We start from the raw sequence: 21,441 nt of genomic DNA on the forward strand, positions 1-21,441 counted from the left end.
TCTTTCACGTGTCGGACCGTTCATGCGCAGGGTTGTGTGGCCGGCTGCCACGAGCTGAGTCCAGGCCATAGGAGGTCAAATCATGTCAGTCATCATTGCCACCAAGGTTTCCGGTGACACGAGCGTTTTCGCCAAGTCCCTCGAGGAGCGGGCGGACGAGTACCGCCAGTGGGGCGAGCGCGGCCGGGCGGCGGGCGCGATCCACCATCAGTTCGCGGTCGGCGACGGGTTTGTCCTCGTGGTCGATGAATGGGAATCGACAGAAGCATTCCAGAAATTCTTCGGTGACCCCGAGATCCAGGCGTTCATCGGCTCGGTCGGCGGCGACCCGAACGTGGCCCCCGAAGTCACGGTCGGGGAATCCGTCGACTCCGCGGACAAGTACTAGCTCAAGATCAGGGCCCTTCCCGGCATGTCGGTCCCCGTCAACGTACAGATTGTTCGCCCGCGCATGCTGGCCGCCGTCCGGCGCGAGGTCGCGCCGGACGAAGTCGGCTCGGCATGGGGGCCTGCGGTGGGCAAGGTCTGGGACTTCATTCGGAGTCAGCCGGGCCTGTGGACGCACGGCCACAACATCTTCGTGTACCACCACCCGAACACGCCCGACGCGCCCCTTTTGTGCGACTTCGGCGTCGAAGTCACGCGCACCTTTCAAACGGCGGGCGAGGTCTACGCAACCGAAACCCCCGCGGGCCAGGCTGCCATAGCCGTCCATCGTGGGCCTTACCACCGCATGGACGCGGCATACAAGGCGATTGAGGAGTGGATGGCGGCGAATCATCGGGAGTCTGCCGGTCACTCCTGGGAGATCTATGGAGATCCGACACCCGATCCAGCCGACACCGAAACGACGATCGTGCACCTGCTGAAGTAGGGCAACGCTTCACCGCGACCACAGTTCGTCGAGCAGCTCGTGCACTTGATCGGGCTGCTCGATGTGGGCAAAGTGGCCGCAGTGCGGGATTATCGCCAGCCGGGTGTGGGGGACCATAACTGCCAACCGGTCCAGATCAGACTGAGGCGTGAACACATCGCTGCCGCCGCGGATCGCCAGCACCGGGCAGGGGATGCTGCGCCACCGGCTGAAATCGTAGTCCGCCGCGGCCCTGGCTGCAGCGGAGAAACTGGCCGGCCGGGCATCCTCGCCGAGGCCGCGGAACACCGCCGGTGGAATGGCTGCGGGGTCTTCGAAGAACGGGGACATCAACGGTCGCATCAGGCGTGTGCTGGCGATGGTGCGGACCAGTGCCGTCCCTGCCGGACCGAGCGCCGCCATGGAGCGCATAGCCAGTAGCATGCCCGCGAATGACGGGAATCTGTAAAGGCCTTGGAGTGGGGCGCGGCATGCGTCGGACACACTGAAGGTGGTGGCCGAAATGGCGGCCACGCTCGCGGTCTGTTCCGGCCATGCCGCTGCCATGTGCAAGGCCAGGAAACCTCCCATGGAATGGCCCACCAGGTTCCACCGCCGGTAACCGAGAGCACTTAGTACCCCGTTGACGGCGTGTGCCATCGCTTCGATGCTGAACCGTTCCAGCCGGGCACCTCTTGTGGATTCGCCCCAGCCCGGCAGATCAATCAGGACACGGTCGTTGGCCGGTGCCCCCGAAAGCGGCATCCCGGAAAGCAGTACCTGGAAGGTCGTCCAGGATCCCGCGGCGCCGTGGAGGTAGACCTCCGGCGTGCCGGAAGCGGCACGCCGTCCCCGGGTACCCTGCTGGACACGGACCATGCAGGGACCCAACTCCGTGGGAACGACATGCCGCTGCAGCGCGGCGGCGCTGTCCTGCTGAACACTCATGGTCACCTTTGCTCCTACTCTCTGAGACTGGTTCGTAGCCACAGAGGTGCCGGATGGGATGTGCCCGTTCCGGCGTCGGAATCCATAGAGGCAGCAGGCGGGACAGTTCAGGGAGTGAGCGGGCCTTGCAGAACGCGGACCGCAAGGGCTTTCTCGCCTTCGATGAATGCTGTTTCTGCGAGATCGGAGCGGCCCCAGAGACCCACGTACATCGCGTGCAGCGGGGCGGAAATGGAGGCCTCGGCTACCCCCAGGCCGAGTTTCCAGGTGCCGGCCCCGGGTACGCGGAAGGTCACTGCCCCTTCCGGCTCCGGCATCCGTCCCAGCCGAAGTTGGCGCGGGGTGAACATTGTCAGGATTTCGTCGATTCCGTCGAGCATGAAATCTGCTGCGAATGAGGGGACCGCCAACCCTGAAGCTTGGCACGCGTCGATGAGGTGGACGGCGTGTTCATGTGCCTGGCGCCGGCGCCAGAACCCGGCTTTGCGCGGCGGTGGGCCAAAGTTCCAGCACGGCTCTTCGGGATCGAGAGCCGACATTGTCCCGAGAAAGGCGTCCGAGCCTTCGAGGAACCATGTTGCGGCTCCGGTGGCCGGCGGTGCGGGTTCCTCGACGAACTTGCCCGAAACGACTACTTCGGCTGCCCAGCGTTCGATTGACCCAAGATGCCCGAAGAGATCCTCGAGCGTCCAGCCCGGACAGGCCGGCACAGGACGAGTCAGAATGTCCTCGGGCTGGCGTGCCAGGACACGTAGGTGGGCCAGGCTGCTGGCCAGCTCGGTAAGGTAGCGATCCGCCGACATATCCCGAGCATAGTGTGCGAGCCGCACATGGTCATGGGTCCACCCATTGCACAGAGGCATCGCGCGATTAGGAAGTAGGCTTACTATGGTGGGAGTATGCCGGACTTAAACGACTGGACGACTCCACGGTTGCTCTCAACTGCAGCGCGATTGGTCGAGCATGCCTGGAATGAGGAGCTTGCCGTCCTGGGCCTGACCCATGCGGGGGTCATAGCGCTGGAAGTTCTCGATGCGGAAGGGTCCATGGTGCAGGCCCGGCTTTCAGCCAAAGTCCGGGTGCAGGCGCAAACCATGGGACAGACACTTTCGAGGCTCGAGGCGCACGGGCACATTACCCGGGAACGAAGTCGCGTGGACGGGCGCTCGCAAAGGGTGGCTGTTTCCGAGTTGGGCAAAACGGCCCTTGCCCAGGCTCGGACGCTTGCCTGGAATCTGGCTCCCGGCGTCGAAATGGGCGTGGAGGACCTGCGCGAAAAGCTGGTGGCCGTTATCCGCCGGCTCGGGTCTGCCCGCTGGGGCGAAGAGGTGCCGGAGGCCGCGTCGACGCCAACAAACAAAAAGCAGTCGGAGCAGGGATAGCGGACCAGCCTGGGGTTCTGCGGTCAGGGAGGCCCGGTACACTGGCGGTGCTGCGGGAAACCCTGCAGCGGAAGATCCCTCTTTTAGGAGTCATCTTGGCTAAATTTCTGATCACCTATCACGGCGCCGGACATCCGGATCCGGCCGAAATGGAAGCTGCCCGGAAGGACTTCATGGCGTGGCTTGGCAATGCCGGTCCGGCGGTCGCAGATCCCGGTGCGCCGGTGGGCTTCGCGGGTCAGGTATCTACCGGGGAACCGGAGGCGGTTGCCGACATCCTCGGCTATTCCATCCTGGAAGCCGACTCGGCCGAGGCCGTGAGCGAACTGCTCGCTTCCCACCCGTTCGTCACTCGCGGCGGAACGCTGCAGATCAACCAGGCCATGGTCTGACCCGCGTCCCGACGCTCACCTAAGCTTCGAAAGGGCCCCTTGCCGATCTGCACTCAAAGCGGATGGCGAGGGGCCCGGCTACGCGATTGCATGCTGCTGCCGTCGCCTCACCACCGTGGCAAACACCACGAGCACGACGACGGCCCCTAGCCCGAGTCGCGCCGCCAACGGGCCGTAGGGTTCGGCGCCGCTGAAATACATCAGGGCCAGCACGGGAGCGATGGCGGTGAACTCGTAGCGACGGCTCAGCACGACGAACGGCAGAAGCAACAGCGCGTACCAGGGGTAGCTGGGCGAAACGATCAGCAGCATCCCTCCGACCATCAAGACCTGCCCGTCCCACGGCCGGGAGACGTCGGTGGTCCGCCACACGTAAATGGCGAGAGCAAGCAGCAACACGAGTGCGGCCGGCCCCGCCCAACTGGCAGGGAGCACCAGCTTCAACAAGGTGAAGCGCGGGCTGTCCTGCCCGTCGTACCCCTCCGAGCGAAGGTATTCGGGCAGATAGCCCAGTACTGCCCAGCCGCTGGCGAGGACATACGGCACGTACGCCACGGCAAACGTGGCCACGGCCACGGCGACGAAACGCACTGGCCGCCGGTACAACAGGGCGGGGGCGCTGATGGCCGGGATGAGTTTGGTGGCCACCGCCGCACCGAAGGCCACCCCGGAACCCAGGGTGCGCCCGCCCACCAGAAGCAGCGCCGCCGCCAAGGCCAGCGCGGTGCCCAACGCGTCCACGTGTGCACCGTTGATGGCTTCAAAGGCGACCAGCGGAGACCAAGCCCACCACACGGCTTGATGCGCGGGCCGTCCGGTGCGGCGGAGGAACGCCAGCAACGCCGCCGTGATGGCGAGGCTGAGCAGGAGCCCGGCCAGCTGGAAGGCGATGAACCCCACCTCGGAACCAGTACTGAGCCGCACTGCCAGAAAATACAACTCTGCGACCGCGGGATAGACGGTGGGCACGGCAGGCCTGTTGATGGCCGTGCACAGGGTGCTGCCGCCGGGAATGTTGGTGGTGGTCTCGGTACCCGTGGGGAAGGGATTGCTATGGCATGTTCCGTCCGGTCCGGCGTCCTGGAACAGCCAGGCCGGCCGCAGCGGCCGCAGCGCCTCGTCCGCCGGAACGTGGGCATATGGAGAGATTCCGGCTTTCTGGACGATGCCGTCCCACGCATAGCGTGCGGAATCGTTGCTGGTGGCCGGCGGTGCGGTGATGGCCGCGGCTCCCACCAGCAGGGAGCCCAGGAGTACGACGGCGGCCGCGTGGCGCGCCGGGATCCGGCGTGCCACCAGTGCCGCCGGGACGAAGACGGTCCACGCCGCCAGCGTGCCAAGGGGCGACACCCATTCCGCTGACGGATCGGTGGTGACGGTCCACCAGACGACGACGGCTAGCAAAGCCACCAGGGCGAGCGCCGCCACCGCAGCCGAAGTCCCAGACGCCCGCCGGGGTGTTGATTCGCTCACCCTTTGATCCTGCATCACTCGCGGGCCGGTAGGCCATGAACCCAAGGGACCGTTTGCGTTTCGTAAGGTCTGGACCGGGACGACGGAAGGGTCGTGGTGGTGTGATCAAGGTATGGACAGATTGACCACTTTCCTCCAACAGCGGATGGAAGCGGTGAACGGACGGTTCTCGTCGCCCTTGCGCAGCAGGCGGCTGACGGTGGTGCTGGGCCGTTGGCTCGGCCTTGCCTTCACTGTGTGTTTCTTGACCGGGCTGTTCAGCCACCTTCTGCAGGATCCGCCGCCTTGGATGCTTTTCCTCACCCGTCCCGCGTGGCTGTACGTGGCTACGCAGGGCATCCACGTCACAACCGGGATAGCGTCCATCCCGCTCCTGGCGGCCAAGCTATGGTCCGTGTATCCCGAACTCTTGCGCTGGCCTCCGCTGAAATCCTTGCTCCATGCACTCGAACGGGCATCGATTGCGCTCTTCGTGGCCGCTTCACTGGTGGAAGTCACCATCGGCTTGCTCAACACTTTCCAGTGGTACCCCTGGCCGTTTTCCTTCAGGGATGTCCACTATTGGCTGGCCTGGGTCATCATCGGATCTTTGGCGCTCCACATCGCTGTGAAGATGCCCCTCATCCTGGCCCATTGGAGCCGTCGATCGGACGCGTCCGCCATCGCCGCCACCACTGAGGGCGGAGTGCCGGACAGTAAAACGGTTCCGGCCGTAAGGCCGGGAACCGGGCACGGCTGGAGCCGCAGGGGTTTCCTGGCGGCGCTGACCGCCGGGACCGGCGTCGTCGTCTTGACGACGGCGGGCCAGTCCTTCGCCTGGCTGTCGGGCCTGAACCTCTTCGCGCCGCGCCGAATGGATACCGGACCGCAGGGAGTACCCATCAACAGGACCGCGGCCCAGGCCGGTGTGGCGGATGCTGCGCTGGCCCCTGACTGGGTGCTGACCGTGTCTTCGGGATTGGTGCAGAAGAAATTCACGCTGGCACAGCTGGCAGCCATGCCGCAGTACAGTTACGGATTGCCCATCGCCTGCGTGGAGGGCTGGAGCCAAGGGGCACAATGGCGCGGTGTCCGGATCCGTGACCTCATGGCAACGGTGGGCGCACCGCCTGATGCCGAATTGCAGATTTCCAGCATGGAGAAGGGCGGCGTCTATGGGCGCTCCTTCATGCCTGCCGCATACAGCCAGGACGAGCAGACACTGCTGGCACTAGAGCTGAACGGCGAACCCCTGGACCTCGACCATGGCTATCCGGCGCGGATCATCGCACCTGGACGCCCGGGGGTCCTGCAGACCAAATGGGTGCATAAAGTGGAGGTGATCTGATGCGGCTACCGTTGGTGCGTCCGCCGGCGCCGGCGGGTCGCAGGACCGTCTGGTGGGTGAGGGCGGCATTGGGCGCCCTGGGCCTTGCGGCCCTCGGTTATGCGCTCTTCGGATTCCTGGCCAATGTGCCACTCGTCCAGCTGATCGGCGTGGCGGCCTGGCTTGCCGTGGCGTTGTTGGTGCACGACGGCGTGCTGGTCCCGCTGACAACGTTGGCTGGCGGCGGATTGTCGCGGCTGACGTATGGGCTAGGCACCGTTCAACAAGGGATAGTGCGCGGCGCACTGCTGGTGGGGGCGCTCGTGACCTTGGTGGGAGGCCCGGTGATCCGCGCCCAGCAGGTGCTCCAGCCAAGCGGTCCGGGCAGCGGCGCCAACGGCACCGTCCTGCAGGGGGACTATGGGCTGGCCTTGGGCGTTTTCTGGGTGGTCCTGGTGGTGGCCGCGGCTGCGGTTGTGGCCGCCGTCGGGCTCTACGGCCGCCGTTCCAAGGTCAGAAAGAACCGGTCCTGAACCGTCCGGGTTGCCACGGCATCCAGCCCCGCCCGGGCCGCATGGGAAGCCAGCGCTTTCGACCCGGCGCGGGCCCAGGGAAAGGCCGCGCTGGCGCGTCCATCTGAATCTTCCAGCACCGCCGGATAGGCCACATCGAGAAAATCCGAGGCTTCGGCCTCTGCCAGCACTTGCCCGCCCGGCGCCAGCAGTGAGGCAACACGCTCCAGAAGCAACCGGATGTTCCCGCCGATGCCGATGTTCCCGTCCAGCAACAGGGCCGAACCCCAACTTCCTTCGTGCGGGACGGGGTCAAAGATGGAGCCAAGGATGGCCGCGCCCCCACGGTCGGTTGCCAGCCGCACGGCGGCGGGGCTCGAATCGACGCCCATGGACGCTAGCCCCAGTTCCCGGGCGGCCTCCAGCATCCGGCCAGGGCCGCAGCCCACATCGAGAACGGGCCCGCGGAGGGTGCGAAGCAGCTCGCGCTCGCCCGCCGTGGCCGGGCCAGACCAACCGAGCATGTTGAAGTGGACCGGCCCGATGGTTTCGCTCCAGGCAGGTTCCGGACGCAGCGTCAGGCAGCCCAGGCCGTGGGGCAGGCTACGGGCGTACGGTTCGTGTCCTCCCTGTCCAAATAGAGCCTGTCCAAATAGAGCTTGGCCAAACAGGGCCTGTCCAGAGAGGGCAAGCGGGCCGGTGCCCGCAGCAAAAGAGTCAGCCCGGGTGCCGGATCCCTTGGGGACTGCCTGGATGCTCATCGCAGGGCACCCCACGTGGGCACGACGCCGGACGGCACCACAAGCGGCATGGCCGCCGTCGGCAGTCCCATGCCCAGGCGCTCGACAGCGCGGGCAAAGGGAGTCCCGATGCATTGTTGCGCGGCAGCCAGGGCGTCGGCGAAGTAGTCCACATCCGTCAAGACGGGCAACAGCCCCACGTCCACGCCAGCGGCGGCCAGCCGGTCCAATTGCTGCGCCCCGGTCTGCGGTGTGGACATTTCCACTCCGCGGAGCAGGCCGCCGTCGGGCCTACACAGGCCCAACGCCCAGAAGCCGCCGTCCGACGCCGGGCCGAACCACGCGCCGCGATGCGGTGCCGGAGCGGAGGTTGCCCAGTCGGCCAGCACTGGGGCCAACTGGTCCCGGCATAGCTGGGGCGTGTCCATGCCCAGGATCAGCAACGGTCCGTCCGTGAGGCCGCAGATCGCCGCCAGCCGTTCGTCCAAGCCTCCGGCGCCTTGGGCGATTACTTCAAAACCCGCAGCGTCCGCATGCTGCGGAGTGCCGGCGAACACCAGCAATCGCCTGGCTGCGGGAAGGGACCGCACTGTTTCCAGCGTCTGGCTCAGGCTGGTCTGGGCCAGGGCTGCGGCCTGCTCCGGGGTGAGCGGGGGAGTGAGCCGGGTCTTTACCCTGCCGGGGACGCATTCTTTGGCAATGACGGCGATGGTGAAGTTCACGGCGTCGCTCCTTGGGCATCGGCCGGTGGCCGATCCGCCGGTCTGCCGTCCTTCGTCTCGGGTGTCCGCCTCGAAGCGGCGGCCAATTGGGTCGCCATGTCTTTGAGGGCCGTGACAGTTCCGCGGAGTGTCCCCGTGACCTTGGACTTCCCCAAGCGGGGCGCATAGTTGACCGGGATCTCGGCCACACGCCATCCGTCGCGGTGGGCCTTGAGGAACATCTCCAGCGGGTAGCCGCTGCGTCGGTCCTCGAGGTCCAGTCCCAGGAGAGCGCTGCGGCGGGCAAGGCGGAGGGGGCCAAGATCCGTGACAGGGATGCCGGTTAGCCGACGCAATTGCCGGCTCAGGGCCATGTTGGCCAAGCGGGCGTGGATCGGCCAGGCACCGCGGGCAGGTCGCCGCGCACCCAACACCAGGTCGGCACGACCAGTGCGGACAAGGTCCAGCATCGGGGCCAGTTGGGCGGGGTCCAGTGAACCATCGCAATCGCAGAAAGCGACGAACTCCGCCGTGGCGGCGAGCAGTCCGGCATGTGCTGCTGCGCCAAAGCCGCGCCTCGGTTCGTCGACGACGGTGGCCCCCAGGCTGGCGGCCAGGGCACCGGAACCGTCGGTTGATCCGTTGTCCACGACGATCGCGCGGTATCCGGGCGGCAAAGCCCCGAGCACCTTGGGAAGGGCCGAACGCTCGTTGAGGCACGGCAGCACCACGTCCACGAGCGTTGTGGGTTGACCGCCGTCGTCGTCACCCGGTCCGTTGGGGATACCGGCCATGCCGATTCCATCGTGCGGACCGCGTGAACCGCTTTGCTCTTTCTCCACCCTTTGACCGTAGAATCCCCAAGCCCGGCGCGACAGGCGGAAATCCTTACGGAACGGGGACGTTTGCCCTCCGGACGCCTAGCTTTGATCGCCGCGCAGCGGTGCCGTGGCGAACTCGCGCATTCCGTCCTCGAAACCCTGCTTGGGGATCCAACCCAGCTCGGCCCGGGCCCGTGCCGAGCTGGCGGTGATGTGCCGGACGTCGCCCAGCCGGAAGTCACCTGTGACCACCGGATCAGGCCCGCCGGCAATAGAACTCAATACTGCGGCCATCTGCCCTACGGTGTGGACCTCCGAGGCGCCGATGTTGTACGCCCTCAGGCTGCCAGGAGCAATCCGGCCTCCCGCCAACGCGTCAATGGACAACAGATTCGCCTCGGCAACGTCCCGGACATGGACGAAACTGCGCCGCTGCCCGCCATCCTCGAACACCCGCACGGCCTCTCCACGTGCAAGTGCAGAGCGGAACAGGCTGGCCACGCCCGCGTAGGGGGTGTTTTTGGGCATCCGAGGGCCGTACACATTGTGGTAACGGAGTGCGACGGCGGTGCCTCCGGTTGAGCGCGCCCACGCGGAAGCCAGGTTCTCCTGGGCCAATTTGGAGGCAGCATAGACGTTCCGTGGATCCATGACCGCGTCTTCGCTGACCAGTGCCGGGAGCAACAGCTCGCCGGTGGCAGGGTCGCGGGGGTCGAAGATTCCGTGCTCAAGATCCTCCACGCGGCGAGGGCCCGGGCGGACCGGCCTGCCGGCCGAGTCGGTATAAGCGCCCTCGCCGTAGACCACCATGGAGGAAGCCATGACAAGTTTGCCGATGCCTGAGGCTGCCATGCCTGCCAGAAGGACGGCCGTGGCCAGGTCATTGTTGCGGATGTAGTCCGGAGCATCGGAGAAGTCCACACCGAGGCCCACTTTGGCGCTCTGGTGCACCACGACGTCGACTCCCGCGAGCGCTTCTGCCACGGCGGAAGGGTCTCCGACGTCGCCTATCTGCAAGGGCACGCCGCGAATTCCCGGCGGTGGATCCGGGTGCACACCCGGATCCAAGGAGTCCAGGATCCGGACCTCCCAGCCGCGCGCCACGGCGGCGTCGACGATATGGCTGCCGATGAAACCGGCTCCGCCGGTGACTAGAATCCTCATGGCCCTGTTCGTTTCGTACCATGGCTGGCCGGGCCGGCGGCTCCCATCACGGTGGCCACCGCGGCGGGCGGCATGAGCGCCATCCGCCACATTCCGCCGTCGTTCGCTGGCTCAGCGCCGGCCAACCCCGCGGACACTGTCCGCACTGCGTCGGACAACACCGAGAGGATCCGCGGCTGCGCGGCCGCCAGCCGGCCCAGAACCAGTTCCGCCGTCACGGGTTCGGAACCGTCGTGCCCCGTGTCGGCATCAGTAATGAATGCCAGTGCGGCGAAGTGCATGTTCAACTCCGCCGCGAGCATCGGCTCCGGGTACTGGGTCATGCTGATCAGCTGCGCGCCGGACTGAACCAGGGCCGCGGACTCGGCCTTGGTGGAGAAACGCGGACCATTGATGACCGCCACGGTTCCCGCCCCGGCGAAGTCTTCGCTCCGGCGCTCGAGGGCGGCGATGAGTGCCGCCCGCAAGGGGGCGCTGTAGGGCTCGGCGGCGGGCAAGTGCTGGACCCCGGTGGGCAGCGAGCCGTCGTAGAAGGTGTCCGGGCGGCCCCAGGTATTGTCCAGGACCTGATCCGGTACCGCGAAAGTGCCGGTTCCGTGGCTGGAAACCAGCCCGCCCACCGCCGCGGAGGAGATAACGGCCTCTACGCCTAGGCTCTTGAGGGCCCAGAGGTTGGCGCGGTAATTGATCTGCTGCGGGGCAACACTATGCCCGCGGCCGTGCCGGCTCAGGAATGCGACCACCGGGCCGCCGTCGCCGCCGGGTCCCTCGGCGTCGGGGACGTCCGGTGCGGGCAGCCGGGCGACTGTGACGGCGCTCGAGGGTGGCCCGAACGGCGTCGGTACGTCCAGTGTGTCGAGCACGACGGCCCCGGGCAGCTTGTACAGGCCGGTGCCGCCTATTATTGCAATCCGTGCACGGGGTGCTGCGTGGTTCTCGGGGAGCAGTGACATGACCCCATCATCCCAACGCCGGCCCTCGCCGTCGCCGGCGAATCCTTACGGATCCCGAACGCGGACGCTGGGACACGGGGACCGCAACCCTAACCGTCTCGCTGGATTTGCAGATAACTGAGTCCGCTCACATCGAGCCAGTACCGTGTGGGCGTCTCCACGAGGCGCAGCAGCACGCCCTCGCATGAAGCGCAGCGCACGACGATCCCAGGCGCGTCAACGTACACCATCGTCTCCCCGAAGACGCGGACCGCGCCGCAGTGCTTGCACCGTCCGATCGCTGCGACGATATCGAAGCGGAACAGTTCCCAGAGCGGTCCTGCCACCGCGTTTCCGTCCAGGTGGGGTATCGCGTTGCCTGCGAGTCCGGCGATGTCCTGATCCTCGAGGCCCTGATCGTTGGCACCGGGAGAATCGGAGCCGTTGCTGCCACTCACCGGGTTCCTCCTGTTCCGCCGAAGCGCTCGGTCTTGATCGCGGCGGCGGGGTAATCCGCTCGCACGAGCCATTCCGCGACTGTTTCCACGAAGACGGTCTGGCCACAGATGAAGACATCTGGGGCGGGGTCGTTCGGCAAGATGTTGGCAAGCAGGGTTTCCGCCGTGAGCCTTTGCGGAGCAGTCGGCCAATCCTTCGGCGCCTTGCGTGTGTAGACGTAGTCGATGACGAGCTTGCGGGATTCCTGGCCCAAGCTTTGGAGTTCTTCCCGATAGAACCCCGATTCGGGCGACTTGAGCGAATAGAGCAACCGGAACTGCGCAGGATTTTCCGATGCATGGTGTGCGCGGATCATGGACATGAGCGGCACAATGCCGGATCCTCCGGCAATCAGCTGAACGGGGTTCTTGTCGGTCGGCTTCCAGACGAACCAGCCGCCGACTGGTCCCCGGATTTCCAACTGGTCCCCGACAGCCAGGTCCCGGACCAGATAGGGGGAGACTTCTCCGTTGGCCAATTCGTCAACGGTGATCTCCAAGGTTTCGTCCATGCCTGCCCTCGCCACGGAGTACGAGCGCACGGCCGAGTACCCGTCGTGGGCTGTGAGGCGGATGTCGATGTGCTGTCCGGCGAGGTTGCCGTTCAGGCCGTTCACCCGCAGCCCTATGGTTCTGGCGGTTTCCGTCTCGGGCATGCTGCTGACGACGTCGGCCACGCGCCATAGTGTGCTCATCGGGCGTACCTCATGAGTAGCGCTCCTCCCGCCACGGGTCGCCGTGGAGGTGCTAGCCGTTGGACTCCCAGAAGCCAGGAACGTCATCCTGCGTCAGCTCGATGCCGTTGATCCACTTTGCGCTCTTCCAGAAGTACAAATGCGGCACAAGGAGACGGGCAGGTCCGCCGTGGGCGCGTTCAAGGGGCTCTCCGTCGAACTCCCAAGCCACCCACGCCCGGCCGCCAAGGAGGTCCTCGAGCGGCACGTTGGTCGTGTATCCGCCGTAAGAGTGGGCAGTCGTGAAACTGAAGCTTGTTTCCACGTTCTCAAACAGAGTATCCAGGGAGACTCCGCGCCACGAGCGGCCCAGCTTGGACCAGCTGGTCACGCAGTGGATGTCCGTATGGATTTCTGTTTGGGGCAACGCCATGAAGGCGGCCCAGGACCAGGCGTGGCGCTGCCCTGCCTCAGTAGTGATGAAGAATTCCCAGTCGTCAGTGGGGATCCGTGGAGCGGGGCCGGCGGTAAGGACCGGGAAGCTGCCGGTCTCGTATTGGCCCGGTGGCAACGCCGGATTGCCGCTCTGCCGTCTTCCATGAAATCCAGAAGAGATGATGCCCACCGTGTACCTCCGATGCGGAGACTCAAGCCGGCTGTGCCCGGTTCCCCCACGATAGGGCAACGGCCGGGCGGGGTCTAGACACTAAGCAAAGCCTGACCGGGTCACGCTCGCTGCAGTAGCTTGGTAGGTGTCGTGCTCGCTCGCGCCGGCGCTGACTCGCGCGAAGTCGTTGGCATAGGAGGCCAAATGAACACCGCTCCACGCGTCAGCATGCAGGACCTTCACAGGGCGGCGGCCGAGGTCCTCCGGCTCAACGATCTGGGCACCATGACCACCGCGGCGCCCAACCTGTATCCCCATATGTGGAGCTGGGACGCAGCCTTCGTGGCTATGGGGCTGGCGCGGGCCAATGTTCCGCGCGCCATTACGGAACTCCGGACCTTGCTGGCTGCCCAGTGGTCGACGGGAATGATCCCGCACATTGTCTTCAGCGAGAACAGTACCGACTACTTTCCCGGTTTTGACCGTTGGGGCACCGGGTCCGCACAAGCCCGACCGTCCGTCGTCAAGAGCAGCGGCATTTGCCAGCCTCCCGTCCACGCGATCGCCTTGCGGCACATCCTCGACCGGGGCAGGGAGAACGGCGGCGCTGACAAGGAAGCTGCAGAGTCTTTCCTCGCCGAATCCTTCGACGGCTGGCTGGCGTGGCATCGGTGGCTTGCCACCGTGCGTGACCCGGACGCAATAGGGCTGATTGAAATCCACCACGGTTGGGAGTCCGGATTCGATAATTCTCCGCGGTGGGACGGGCCCTACGCGCGTGTCCAACCCGGCACCGTCCCGGCCTTCACCCGGCGTGACACGCTGCACGTTGCAGACTCCAGCGAGCGGCCCGACGACAGCGAATACACAAAGTATCTGTGGCTCGTCCAACAGATGGGCTCCGTGGATTACGACGACGCTGCGGTACGGAACGTCGTCGGCTTCCGGGTGCGCGACGCATTCTTTTCCGCGATCATGGCCGCCTCCAGCGATGTCCTGGCCGATCTTGGTGAAGAAATCGGGCGCAGTTCCGACGCCGAGGAGCTGCGGGGGCTAGCCCGGCGCTTCCGCGATGGTGTGGCATCAACGATTGATCCGGTCAGCGGTCTTGCCCGTGACTACGACATCCTGGCCAAGCAGTGGATCTCCACCGACGCTGTCTCCGGATTTGCCCCGCTGGTGTCCGGAGGCGACGGGGAGTTGCTCGCGGCACAGAGGAAAATACTTCTTGGGCCGGACTGGATGGGGCATCCCGGGCTGCGGTTTTCGCTCCCACCGTCGACGTCCCCGTCCAGCGCAGCCTTCCGCCCCCGGACATATTGGCGCGGCCCCGTCTGGCCCTTCCTGAATCTCCTTTTTGGGTGGGCATTGCACCGCGACGGGCAAGAGGAGATCTACGAAACCCTCAAGACCGCATCTCTCGATCAGTTGGCCGACCTCCAATTCGGCGAATACTACGAACCCTTCACCGGAGAACCGCTGGGAAGCCTGAACCAGGCGTGGACGGCTGCCGCCTGCCTTGAGTGGATCGGGCTGGGCTGGCATCCGCGGACTGCGTAGGAGGGGAACGACGCCGTCACCAACCGCCGCGCGTGGGCGTGTGCCCCTTTCGCGCATCGTGGGGCATTGCCATTTCGGCACGCAGGCCCAGGAGCCGGATCGGGCGGCCCGCCTCGATTCCGGTTGCGAGGTCCAAGGCCCGCGAGAGGATTTCGTTCCGGTCGAAGGTCTCCGGAACCTTCTTCCCCAGGGTGGTGGTCAAGAACGGCGCGTAGCGGACCTTCAGGGTCAGCCCGATGACGGGCCGTCCTTCGGCCACAACATCCTCAAGGACATGGGCTGTCAGCTCCCGCACGGCGTCCTCGACTTGGGCCGGATCGGTCAGGTCCTGCTGGAAGGTGGTCTCGCGGCTATGCCCGCGGGCAACCCACGGGGTGTCGTCCACAACGCTGGTCCCGTCGCCCCGTCCGAGCTGTGCATACCACGGACCCATCCTGGGGCCGAACTCCGGGACCAGATCCTGGGGGTCGGAAGCGGCGAGTTCGGCGACGGTGTTGATGCCGAGTTTGGCCAGCCGGGCCGACACCCTGCCGCCGACGCCCCACAGCTCCTTGGTGGGCCGGCCGCCCATGACATCAAGCCAATTCCCCGCGGTGAGGCGGAAGACGCCGGCCGGTTTTCCGAACCCGGTGGCGACCTTGGCCCGGACGAGGGTGTCGCCAATGCCCACGCTGCAATGCAGCTGTGTTCGCGCCAGGACGGCGGCCTGCACCTGGTGGGCATAGGCTTCCGGATCCTCTGTCTCAACCCCTACAAAGGCTTCATCCCAACCCAGCAGCTGCACTGTGGCGCCGGGCTGCGCGCGCAGGGTGGCCATCACCGCTTCAGACGCCGCGAGGTAGGCCTCCTGATCGACGGGCAGGATCACGGCGTCGGGCACTTTCCGCGCGGCAATGCGTAAGGGCATTCCCGAACCCACACCGAACGCCCGGGCTTCGTATGACGCGGTCGACACCACGGCCCGTTCCGTGGGGTCGCCCCGGCCCCCGACAATGACCGGTTTGCCCGCAAGCTCCGGCCGCCGGAGCACTTCGACCGCTGCGATGAACTGGTCGAGATCAACGTGCAGCACCCACGGGTTTCCGCCCACGCCACCGGTTGTCATGTCTGTGCGCGCTCCGCCTCGATGTCGACGCCCGTGACCGGATCGCCCGCGCGCTCGTAGACAAGCCAGACCGCACCCTTCGGGAAGGCCCGAGGCGGCTGGGCGACGGCGAAGGCGCTTGGAATGGTACCTTCCTGGAAGATCCGCTTGCCCGTGCCGGTCAGTGTGTGTGATGCGACATATTTCGGCACGGTGTTGAAGCGGGCCGCGATCGGGTCATCGGCCGGTGCGGTTGGCCAGAACCCGGCGAAGATGTCGTACGTTTTCCGGCCGAGGAGAAGCGCGTCGATGCGTTCGATGCCCGCGCCGATCGCCTCGCCGGACTCCTTATCGAAGTATGGTGCCTGCCAGCCGCCGAACTCGAAGCCGCCCCCGCGATCTTCGTCTGGTCCGCCGGGCGCCTGGTAGACACCGTCAAGGGTGCTGAGCAAGTCGACCACGATGATTCCCATGGTGCGCTCCCTTTCATGACGGCGAGCAGGATATCGCGGAATCGACATCCACACGCCCCATTTTTCGGCGAGCGCAACGGGAAGGCAAGAGCCTGTAGGGAAGTCACGAAATCAATGGATTAAGTGGTGCTTGTCCCCTCGAGTTGGAAATCGTTGCTCAGTCCAGCTCATCGAACAGGCGCGACAGGCAGTCCGTGTAGCTGGTCATGGTGTCCGCGAAAGTGAGAAGTTGGACTCCACTCTTGGTGAAGGCCCCTGCCCTTCCCGCGCCTGTTTCGTCGGCGTGGCAGAGGAGTGGTTCGCAACTTGTTCCGTTTGCGGTGAGTCTTGCGATTCCCCAAGGATGGCTGGGTTCGGCGACGGCGATGCCCGCTGCGTCGAAAGTGTCGCGGAGGACGTATCTTGTGACTGTCCTCCATGACTGCAGGAACTGTGGCTGCAGCTGTTCAATGAGTTCGTCGTCGTTGCTGTCGTAAGCGCGCCCCAAGTCAGTGGACAGCTTGTCCCACTCCTGGGCGTCGCGGACCATAAGGTGGCCGGCCCGGAGACGGGCAATGGTTTCGTTCAACGTCATGGTCAGTCCCCAAACTTTCTGTCGTGTCTGTTCCCGCCAACGAAAGCAGGTCATCAACGGAGAGAACGGACGGGAACCCGGCATGATTCCCGTGCCAGCGGGACTTCCATGGTTATGAGACCACGTCGATCGGTACTTCCAAGACTCCGTCGCCCTCGATCCACGTGCTCCGGGTGCCGAACTGCCTGCTCAACCGTCGCATCCGCTCAGCGATTTTCCCCGCGCTCCCGCTCGCCAGCAGAGTTTGCAGGTGGGTGATGTTCGTCGGATACAGGCGCAAAGTGCGGGGTATGTTTCCATCTGTTTCCACGACGAAGACGAACGACTGATCGTTTCTTTCATCCGGGTCAACCGCGTAATCATCCATAAAGTCGCCGGCGCTGTAGACGATGGGCCGGCCCCGGTAGATTTCGATGCCGCGGAAAATGTGGGCCGAATGCCCGAACACGACGTCGGACCCCGCGTCAATCAACGCCCGGGCCAAACTCTGGTGCGCGGGCGGGACCTTGGACCCCCAATTGGCGCCCCAGTGTGCCGAAACGACTAGTAGCTGGTTGTGGTCTTTCGTCCAACGGACCAAGTCCAGCAATTCCTTCACCCGGCGGTCACCGGTGTCCACAGGGACATAGTGGATTCCCGGAGCTCGGGCGGTTGCCTCCCAGCCCGGTTCATTATCGGTGAAAGCGATAAAGCCGACCGCAGTTGACCTGAGCCGCCGGACCGCCGGTCGACGTGCAGATTCCAGGTCTATACCTGCCCCCGCGTGCAGGATCCCGTGCTCATCGAGCGTCGGCAGCATTTCCAATAGCGCATCGACTCCGTAGTCGAGCACATGGTTGTTGGCCAGCGAGACCACATCAATCGCCGCGGAGCGCAGGCTCTCCACGTTCTTGGCATCCGAGCGGAAGTGATACGTATTGCCGGCCGCAGGCGTTCCGTCGTCCGCCAGAACGCATTCCAAATTTGCGAATCTGATGTCGGCCTGCCGGAGGACCGGGAGGGTGTCGCCCCAAGGATATTCGGGAGCCGCCACCTTGAGCTGGTCGTTAACCAGCCGACCGAGCATGACATCCCCGAGGAGCGCAATCCGCATTCTCCACCTCCAACGTCGCAGGTCTTTGCTATCAGGATGGGCCGGTTCGTCGCCCGGTGCCAGTCAAGCGACAAAGGCGATATCCGCCGCCGAACCCGAAGGGGTGTGGATTCAGCGGTTCTTCCCGCAAAGGCCTCGCGTGGTCCGGATTCGTGGGGAATAGTTGAATCAGGAGGCCGCCCCGCGTGCATTTCTTGCTGCGTGGCGCGGCAGCTTGATGGGAACGTCGCAGGGATGGGAATTTTTCACGACAGGGCTGACGCAGGGCGGCAGTTGGGACAGCGGCTGGCGCATCTGCGTGGCCAAGAGGCAGTCATCCTAGGAGTGCCACGGGGCGGCGTTCCGGTTGCTTTTGAGGTTGCAGTGGCCTTGGACGCGCCGCTGGATGTGATCGTCGTGCGGAAGCTGGGAGTCCCGTCCCAGCCCGAACTCGCGATGGGAGCCATCGGGGAGGATGGCGCATATGCGCTCGAGCGAGGCGTTCTCTCTGCCACTAGGGTCAAACGGGAAGAACTGCGGTCTGTCGAAGCACGCGAGCGGGCTATCCTCGAGGACCGGGTTGCGCGTTTCCGTACTGGCCGGGAACGCGTCGATCTGAGGGGCCGCATCGCCGTCGTCGTCGATGACGGGATCGCTACGGGCTCAACCGCCAGGGTGGCATGCCGCATTGCACGGAACTTGGGGGCCGCCAAGGTGATTCTGGCCGTTCCTGTCGCCTCGGCGGATGTTCTCGCGGGATTGACTGAACCGGACGAGGTGGTGTGCCTTGCTACGCCTCCGCGGCTTACGGCCGTCGGTTACCACTACCGTGACTTCTCACCGACGGGCGACGACGAGGTGGTGTGGCTGCTCACCGCTGCCGCCGAGCGCCTGCAAAACGCCTCTTCAACGGCAGGAGACCGCGGCCTCGATGAGGAGGTCCGGATCCCCTCTGACGGGCTGTGGCTTCAAGGACACCTTCACTTGCCCGGATCGGCTGCCGGCGTGGTGGTGTTTGCTCATGGAAGCGGTAGCGGCCGCCATAGCCCGAGAAATAGATTCGTCGCGAAAACGCTTCAGCGGGCGGGCTTCGGGACCTTGCTCCTTGACCTGCTCAGCCCAGGGGAGGAGCTCAATCGTGCCAATGTGTTCAACATCGAACTGCTTGCGCGCAGGCTGATTGCGGCAACCGGATGGCTTGGCAGAAGGCCGGATACGGCCTCACGCAACGTGGGATACTTCGGCGCGAGTACAGGCGCCGGCGCCGCGTTGTGGGCGGCAGCCGAACTCGGAGAGAAGATCGGCGCAGTCGTCTCAAGGGGAGGCCGTCCGGATCTGGCTGGCGCGAGGCTTGCCTTTGTCCGCGCCCCGACACTCTTGATTGTCGGCAGCGCGGATCACAGGGTGCTCGAACTCAACCGCCGGGCACAAGCCATGATGGGCTGCCCCAACCGGCTGGAGCTTGTCCCGGGGGCCTCCCACCTGTTCGAAGAACCCGGAACATTGGAGGCGGCGGCGATTCTCGCCGTGGACTGGTTTGTTCAGTACCTGCCGCATGGAGAGGGCGGCGCGGGGAACCGAAGCTCTTGATGCAGAGGTCGGGCAGCGGCCCCTTGAACGGCTGATTGCTCCGGGGCTAGCATTGCCGCCACGGGACCCGGCTGTCATTGGCCCAAGACCAGGCAGTCACTGACGTCGATCAAACTCGAGGAGACGGTCATGGGCGAGACAGCGGCGGGGGCGACTTCGGCGGACCTGATGGTCGACCTGATCATCTCGTTGGACGGGTACGCCTCGGCAGTGGGATGGCCCGGCTGGTGGGGTCTGGAGGGGCCGGAATACCTGGCGTGGCTCGATCAGGAGGGGCAGAAGGGCTACACCTTCCTTCTCGGCGCGAACACCTACCGGCTGATGTCCAGGATGTCGGAGGAGGCGGCGGCCCAAGGCTCGGGATTCTCCGAGGATGAGGGCGCCACCCTGACCGGCCTTGCTGCCGCGCCGAAGGTCGTCTTTTCGTCCACGCTGCAGGCACCCTTGACGTGGCCGAACTCGGAGCTGGTCACGGGGGACGCGGTCCAGGCCGTGGCGGAGATGAAACGGACCAAGACCGGGCCGTTGAGCACTCTCGGGAGTCTAAGCCTGTGCCGGTCGTTGCTGACCGCTGGACTCGTGGATAGATTCCGGGTGGTCGTTTTCCCGGTGATTACGGGCAGCACCGGGCGCGAGCGGATCTACGACGGCTATCCGGACGTTTCACTTGAGATGGTGGAGAACAGGACCTTCGACGGTCGACTCCAGCTGCTCGAATACATACCGACGGTGCTCAGCGGTCCGCCGGGCAACGGCCCGGCATAAATCAATCCGAAGGGAAACGGTCATGAAATCGATGATTTTGGTGACAGGCGGGGCCGGTACCCTTGGGCGGCTCGTGGCATCGCGCGCCTGCAGGACGGGGGCCATGCGGTGCGCGTGGCGGGCCGTCATGCACCTCCACCGGAGCAAGGCATCGAATTTGCACAGTGTGACCTCGACACCGGAGACGGGCTCTAAGCCGATGACGCTGCTGACCGCGCGGGCCATGGCCAAGCTTCCGGTCGTTCCAGTGCCGAAGAGCTTCCAGTTCCAGCCGGTGGACCTGTCCGAGGACAGGGCCGACGGCCGGAAGACCTGGGAGGAGTTCCTCGCAGAGCGCGTTCCCGGAGCTGTCCGCAGATGACGCCACCGGTTCAGGCTCAACTTCTCGAATCGTCAACGACCGGCGGGTGCAGTGCGGCGTGCCTGGCCCGCGCCGCCGGCTCAATGCAGTCAACAGCATAGGGTTTGGTGGCCGAGCGCTGCAGCGGATGACGCAATCGCACCTGATAAGCTCCGCTCCGGAACTTCGCGCGGGGATCCATCTGGATAACCAGGAGTGGCTCTTGGCGGGAGGCGTCCACCCGCAGCAGTATTCCGTGCCGAAGACCATCGACGAGCAGCGGGGTCGCCGGCTCGACCGCGGTCTGCTTGAGGAGATGCTGATATTTCGGTCCAGCCGCCAGGAACAGGACTCCATGCGAGAACCCCACGACTTGCAAAGGGATTACTGTGTCAGGCTGCCGGGTGGGCCCGGGTTGCCTTTCGTGTTCCCCGGTTAAGGGGTCCGTGGCTGCCTTCAACGAGCGATCGCATTCCTGGCACCTGGCCCGTGTGCCGACGTCGGCCAAGAGGGTCACAAGCAGCCCTCGCGGGGCGCTGCTCCATTTGTCGGCCACAACGTGGCACCACGCGGGGTGGTACTCCTTGCCGTTCTTCATTACATAGACCTGATCCTCGCCGAGGAGGGGCTTGCCCTCCCGCCGGGCGGCAGGCTCGACAGGTTTGAGAGGGCCGAAGCCTTTGGCGTTCGCGCTGCTTGCGTCGCCGCCCTTGAGATACGTGCGGATCCATGGAGTGAGTGGTCGTTTCGGGCTAGGAATTGCGGGGCCTTCCTGTGCGGAGGGAGTTTTTCCTTCCCTCGTTCCCCCCTACCTAGCTTGATGGCTTATCGCGCAAGTCGCCAGCCCGGACACCGTACCCATCACAAGATTCTGCCCCTTGACATTTCCCTTAGGGGAGGGTGCGAGGGTTGAACACAGGGTGGCGCGCTGCCAGTCGCCCGGCCGCGAAGGGGGATGGGGCGGGGAATAACCCGGCACCA

At 65.3% G+C, this 21,441-nt stretch carries 26 protein-coding genes; 10 read left to right on the plus strand and 16 right to left on the minus strand.

The annotated features are described in order from the left end of the window. The first annotated feature begins 82 nt into the window (after nucleotides 1-82). Together ACSKT0_RS11515 and ACSKT0_RS11520 are read left to right on the plus strand one after the other, a co-directional pair. Nucleotides 83-388, plus strand: a complete 306-nt coding sequence (locus ACSKT0_RS11515) for a hypothetical protein (protein WP_059388952.1) — start codon at nucleotides 83-85, stop codon at nucleotides 386-388. Nucleotides 389-412: 24 nt separating this feature from the next. After that, nucleotides 413-874: a GyrI-like domain-containing protein gene (locus ACSKT0_RS11520; protein WP_437773869.1), complete on the plus strand. Its 462-nt coding sequence runs from the start codon at nucleotides 413-415 to the stop codon at nucleotides 872-874. A gap of 9 nt (nucleotides 875-883) precedes the next feature. Here ACSKT0_RS11520 and ACSKT0_RS11525 read toward each other — a convergent pair whose 3' ends face one another. Both ACSKT0_RS11525 and ACSKT0_RS11530 read right to left on the minus strand, forming a co-directional pair. Next, the gene (locus tag ACSKT0_RS11525; RefSeq protein ID WP_437773870.1) at nucleotides 884-1,801 is read right to left on the minus strand and encodes an alpha/beta fold hydrolase; all 918 of its coding nucleotides are present in this window, start codon (nucleotides 1,799-1,801) and stop codon (nucleotides 884-886) included. A 107-nt stretch (nucleotides 1,802-1,908) separates the two neighbouring features. Continuing rightward, complete coding sequence (locus ACSKT0_RS11530) at nucleotides 1,909-2,604, minus strand: maleylpyruvate isomerase family mycothiol-dependent enzyme (RefSeq protein WP_437773871.1); 696 nt, start codon at nucleotides 2,602-2,604, stop codon at nucleotides 1,909-1,911. A 96-nt stretch (nucleotides 2,605-2,700) separates the two neighbouring features. Here ACSKT0_RS11530 and ACSKT0_RS11535 point away from each other — a divergent pair, with 96 nt between their 5' ends. Both ACSKT0_RS11535 and ACSKT0_RS11540 read left to right on the plus strand, forming a co-directional pair. After that, on the plus strand, nucleotides 2,701-3,183 hold the full coding sequence (locus tag ACSKT0_RS11535; RefSeq protein WP_437773872.1) for a MarR family winged helix-turn-helix transcriptional regulator: 483 nt from the start codon (nucleotides 2,701-2,703) through the stop codon (nucleotides 3,181-3,183). A 95-nt stretch (nucleotides 3,184-3,278) separates the two neighbouring features. Continuing rightward, nucleotides 3,279-3,575 (plus strand): hypothetical protein, encoded by a 297-nt coding sequence (locus ACSKT0_RS11540; protein WP_437773873.1) that lies wholly within the window; start codon nucleotides 3,279-3,281, stop codon nucleotides 3,573-3,575. Between the two features lie 78 nt (nucleotides 3,576-3,653). On the opposite strand, the gene ACSKT0_RS11545 is transcribed toward ACSKT0_RS11540, so the two are convergent. Next, on the minus strand, nucleotides 3,654-5,048 hold the full coding sequence (locus ACSKT0_RS11545; protein WP_437773874.1) for a glycosyltransferase 87 family protein: 1,395 nt from the start codon (nucleotides 5,046-5,048) through the stop codon (nucleotides 3,654-3,656). 121 nt (nucleotides 5,049-5,169) lie between these two features. Between ACSKT0_RS11545 and ACSKT0_RS11550 the strand changes: the two genes are divergently transcribed. Beyond that, complete coding sequence (locus tag ACSKT0_RS11550) at nucleotides 5,170-6,375, plus strand: molybdopterin-dependent oxidoreductase (protein WP_437773875.1); 1,206 nt, start codon at nucleotides 5,170-5,172, stop codon at nucleotides 6,373-6,375. Beyond that, nucleotides 6,375-6,887 carry a hypothetical protein gene (locus ACSKT0_RS11555; protein ID WP_437773876.1) on the plus strand — a complete coding sequence of 171 codons (513 nt, stop codon included), beginning with the start codon at nucleotides 6,375-6,377 and terminating at the stop codon, nucleotides 6,885-6,887. The genes ACSKT0_RS11550 and ACSKT0_RS11555 overlap by 1 nt, the downstream gene beginning before the upstream one ends. Here the strand turns inward: ACSKT0_RS11555 and ACSKT0_RS11560 are convergent. From ACSKT0_RS11560 to ACSKT0_RS11595, 8 genes are all read right to left on the minus strand, one after another. Continuing rightward, nucleotides 6,848-7,627 carry a methyltransferase domain-containing protein gene (locus tag ACSKT0_RS11560; protein ID WP_437773877.1) on the minus strand — a complete coding sequence of 260 codons (780 nt, stop codon included), beginning with the start codon at nucleotides 7,625-7,627 and terminating at the stop codon, nucleotides 6,848-6,850. The two genes, ACSKT0_RS11555 and ACSKT0_RS11560, sit on opposite strands and share 40 nt — an antisense overlap. Further along, nucleotides 7,624-8,328 carry a TIGR04282 family arsenosugar biosynthesis glycosyltransferase gene (locus tag ACSKT0_RS11565; RefSeq protein WP_437773878.1) on the minus strand — a complete coding sequence of 235 codons (705 nt, stop codon included), beginning with the start codon at nucleotides 8,326-8,328 and terminating at the stop codon, nucleotides 7,624-7,626. Before ACSKT0_RS11565 ends, ACSKT0_RS11560 begins: the two co-directional genes overlap by 4 nt. Then, nucleotides 8,325-9,149 (minus strand): glycosyltransferase family 2 protein, encoded by an 825-nt coding sequence (locus ACSKT0_RS11570; protein ID WP_437773879.1) that lies wholly within the window; start codon nucleotides 9,147-9,149, stop codon nucleotides 8,325-8,327. Before ACSKT0_RS11570 ends, ACSKT0_RS11565 begins: the two co-directional genes overlap by 4 nt. A gap of 78 nt (nucleotides 9,150-9,227) precedes the next feature. Further along, entirely contained in the window at nucleotides 9,228-10,292 is a 1,065-nt protein-coding gene (locus tag ACSKT0_RS11575; RefSeq protein WP_437773880.1) for an NAD-dependent epimerase/dehydratase family protein, read from the minus strand. Beyond that, a complete protein-coding gene (locus ACSKT0_RS11580) occupies nucleotides 10,289-11,245 on the minus strand; it encodes an MTAP family purine nucleoside phosphorylase (RefSeq protein ID WP_437773881.1) in 957 nt (318 codons plus the stop codon). Before ACSKT0_RS11580 ends, ACSKT0_RS11575 begins: the two co-directional genes overlap by 4 nt. 89 nt (nucleotides 11,246-11,334) lie before the next feature. Next, on the minus strand, nucleotides 11,335-11,682 hold the full coding sequence (locus ACSKT0_RS11585; protein ID WP_437773882.1) for a DUF6510 family protein: 348 nt from the start codon (nucleotides 11,680-11,682) through the stop codon (nucleotides 11,335-11,337). Then, entirely contained in the window at nucleotides 11,679-12,416 is a 738-nt protein-coding gene (locus ACSKT0_RS11590; protein ID WP_437773883.1) for an FAD-binding oxidoreductase, read from the minus strand. Before ACSKT0_RS11590 ends, ACSKT0_RS11585 begins: the two co-directional genes overlap by 4 nt. A 52-nt stretch (nucleotides 12,417-12,468) precedes the next feature. After that, nucleotides 12,469-13,020, minus strand: coding sequence for a molybdopterin-dependent oxidoreductase (locus tag ACSKT0_RS11595; protein ID WP_437773884.1), 552 nt, complete (start codon nucleotides 13,018-13,020; stop codon nucleotides 12,469-12,471). Nucleotides 13,021-13,206: 186 nt separating this feature from the next. Between ACSKT0_RS11595 and ggh the strand changes: the two genes are divergently transcribed. Continuing rightward, a complete protein-coding gene (ggh, locus tag ACSKT0_RS11600; RefSeq protein WP_437773885.1) occupies nucleotides 13,207-14,562 on the plus strand; it encodes a glucosylglycerate hydrolase in 1,356 nt (451 codons plus the stop codon). 16 nt (nucleotides 14,563-14,578) lie between these two features. On the opposite strand, the gene ACSKT0_RS11605 is transcribed toward ggh, so the two are convergent. The 4 genes from ACSKT0_RS11605 to ACSKT0_RS11620 all read right to left on the minus strand — a co-directional run bounded on the left by ACSKT0_RS11605 (nucleotide 14,579) and on the right by ACSKT0_RS11620 (nucleotide 17,786). After that, the gene (locus ACSKT0_RS11605; protein ID WP_437773886.1) at nucleotides 14,579-15,667 is read right to left on the minus strand and encodes a DNA polymerase IV; all 1,089 of its coding nucleotides are present in this window, start codon (nucleotides 15,665-15,667) and stop codon (nucleotides 14,579-14,581) included. After that, entirely contained in the window at nucleotides 15,664-16,119 is a 456-nt protein-coding gene (locus tag ACSKT0_RS11610; protein WP_437773887.1) for a dihydrofolate reductase family protein, read from the minus strand. The genes ACSKT0_RS11605 and ACSKT0_RS11610 overlap by 4 nt, the downstream gene beginning before the upstream one ends. Nucleotides 16,120-16,276: 157 nt before the next feature. Beyond that, on the minus strand, nucleotides 16,277-16,693 hold the full coding sequence (locus ACSKT0_RS11615) for a hypothetical protein (protein WP_437773888.1): 417 nt from the start codon (nucleotides 16,691-16,693) through the stop codon (nucleotides 16,277-16,279). Nucleotides 16,694-16,805: 112 nt separating this feature from the next. Then, entirely contained in the window at nucleotides 16,806-17,786 is a 981-nt protein-coding gene (locus ACSKT0_RS11620; protein WP_437773889.1) for a CapA family protein, read from the minus strand. A gap of 234 nt (nucleotides 17,787-18,020) precedes the next feature. Here ACSKT0_RS11620 and ACSKT0_RS11625 point away from each other — a divergent pair, with 234 nt between their 5' ends. From ACSKT0_RS11625 to ACSKT0_RS11635, 3 genes are all read left to right on the plus strand, one after another. Beyond that, nucleotides 18,021-19,355 carry a phosphoribosyltransferase family protein gene (locus ACSKT0_RS11625; RefSeq protein ID WP_437773890.1) on the plus strand — a complete coding sequence of 445 codons (1,335 nt, stop codon included), beginning with the start codon at nucleotides 18,021-18,023 and terminating at the stop codon, nucleotides 19,353-19,355. A gap of 129 nt (nucleotides 19,356-19,484) precedes the next feature. Further along, nucleotides 19,485-20,120, plus strand: coding sequence for a dihydrofolate reductase family protein (locus ACSKT0_RS11630; protein WP_437773891.1), 636 nt, complete (start codon nucleotides 19,485-19,487; stop codon nucleotides 20,118-20,120). 22 nt (nucleotides 20,121-20,142) lie between these two features. Beyond that, entirely contained in the window at nucleotides 20,143-20,481 is a 339-nt protein-coding gene (locus ACSKT0_RS11635) for a hypothetical protein (RefSeq protein ID WP_437773892.1), read from the plus strand. Between the two features lie 16 nt (nucleotides 20,482-20,497). On the opposite strand, the gene ACSKT0_RS11640 is transcribed toward ACSKT0_RS11635, so the two are convergent. Beyond that, on the minus strand, nucleotides 20,498-21,058 hold the full coding sequence (locus tag ACSKT0_RS11640; RefSeq protein ID WP_437773893.1) for a hypothetical protein: 561 nt from the start codon (nucleotides 21,056-21,058) through the stop codon (nucleotides 20,498-20,500). Nucleotides 21,059-21,441 lie beyond the last annotated feature (383 nt).

The sequence above is a fragment of the Arthrobacter sp. KNU40 genome (assembly GCF_051515115.1).
Lineage (GTDB): Bacteria > Actinomycetota > Actinomycetes > Actinomycetales > Micrococcaceae > Arthrobacter.

Coding starts and splice junctions, on each gene's coding strand:
- ACSKT0_RS11515 (WP_059388952.1), top strand. CDS start 83: ATGTCAGTCATCATTGCCACCAAGGTTTCCGGTGACACGAGCGTTTTC.
- ACSKT0_RS11520 (WP_437773869.1), top strand. CDS start 413: ATGTCGGTCCCCGTCAACGTACAGATTGTTCGCCCGCGCATGCTGGCC.
- ACSKT0_RS11525 (WP_437773870.1), bottom strand. CDS start 1,801: ATGAGTGTTCAGCAGGACAGCGCCGCCGCGCTGCAGCGGCATGTCGTT.
- ACSKT0_RS11530 (WP_437773871.1), bottom strand. CDS start 2,604: ATGTCGGCGGATCGCTACCTTACCGAGCTGGCCAGCAGCCTGGCCCAC.
- ACSKT0_RS11535 (WP_437773872.1), top strand. CDS start 2,701: ATGCCGGACTTAAACGACTGGACGACTCCACGGTTGCTCTCAACTGCA.
- ACSKT0_RS11555 (WP_437773876.1), top strand. CDS start 6,375: ATGCGGCTACCGTTGGTGCGTCCGCCGGCGCCGGCGGGTCGCAGGACC.
- ACSKT0_RS11560 (WP_437773877.1), bottom strand. CDS start 7,627: ATGAGCATCCAGGCAGTCCCCAAGGGATCCGGCACCCGGGCTGACTCT.
- ACSKT0_RS11575 (WP_437773880.1), bottom strand. CDS start 10,292: ATGAGGATTCTAGTCACCGGCGGAGCCGGTTTCATCGGCAGCCATATC.
- ACSKT0_RS11580 (WP_437773881.1), bottom strand. CDS start 11,245: ATGTCACTGCTCCCCGAGAACCACGCAGCACCCCGTGCACGGATTGCA.
- ACSKT0_RS11590 (WP_437773883.1), bottom strand. CDS start 12,416: ATGAGCACACTATGGCGCGTGGCCGACGTCGTCAGCAGCATGCCCGAG.
- ggh (WP_437773885.1), top strand. CDS start 13,207: ATGAACACCGCTCCACGCGTCAGCATGCAGGACCTTCACAGGGCGGCG.
- ACSKT0_RS11605 (WP_437773886.1), bottom strand. CDS start 15,667: ATGACAACCGGTGGCGTGGGCGGAAACCCGTGGGTGCTGCACGTTGAT.
- ACSKT0_RS11610 (WP_437773887.1), bottom strand. CDS start 16,119: ATGGGAATCATCGTGGTCGACTTGCTCAGCACCCTTGACGGTGTCTAC.
- ACSKT0_RS11615 (WP_437773888.1), bottom strand. CDS start 16,693: ATGACGTTGAACGAAACCATTGCCCGTCTCCGGGCCGGCCACCTTATG.
- ACSKT0_RS11620 (WP_437773889.1), bottom strand. CDS start 17,786: ATGCGGATTGCGCTCCTCGGGGATGTCATGCTCGGTCGGCTGGTTAAC.
- ACSKT0_RS11625 (WP_437773890.1), top strand. CDS start 18,021: ATGGGAATTTTTCACGACAGGGCTGACGCAGGGCGGCAGTTGGGACAG.
- ACSKT0_RS11630 (WP_437773891.1), top strand. CDS start 19,485: ATGGGCGAGACAGCGGCGGGGGCGACTTCGGCGGACCTGATGGTCGAC.
- ACSKT0_RS11635 (WP_437773892.1), top strand. CDS start 20,143: ATGAAATCGATGATTTTGGTGACAGGCGGGGCCGGTACCCTTGGGCGG.
- ACSKT0_RS11640 (WP_437773893.1), bottom strand. CDS start 21,058: ATGAAGAACGGCAAGGAGTACCACCCCGCGTGGTGCCACGTTGTGGCC.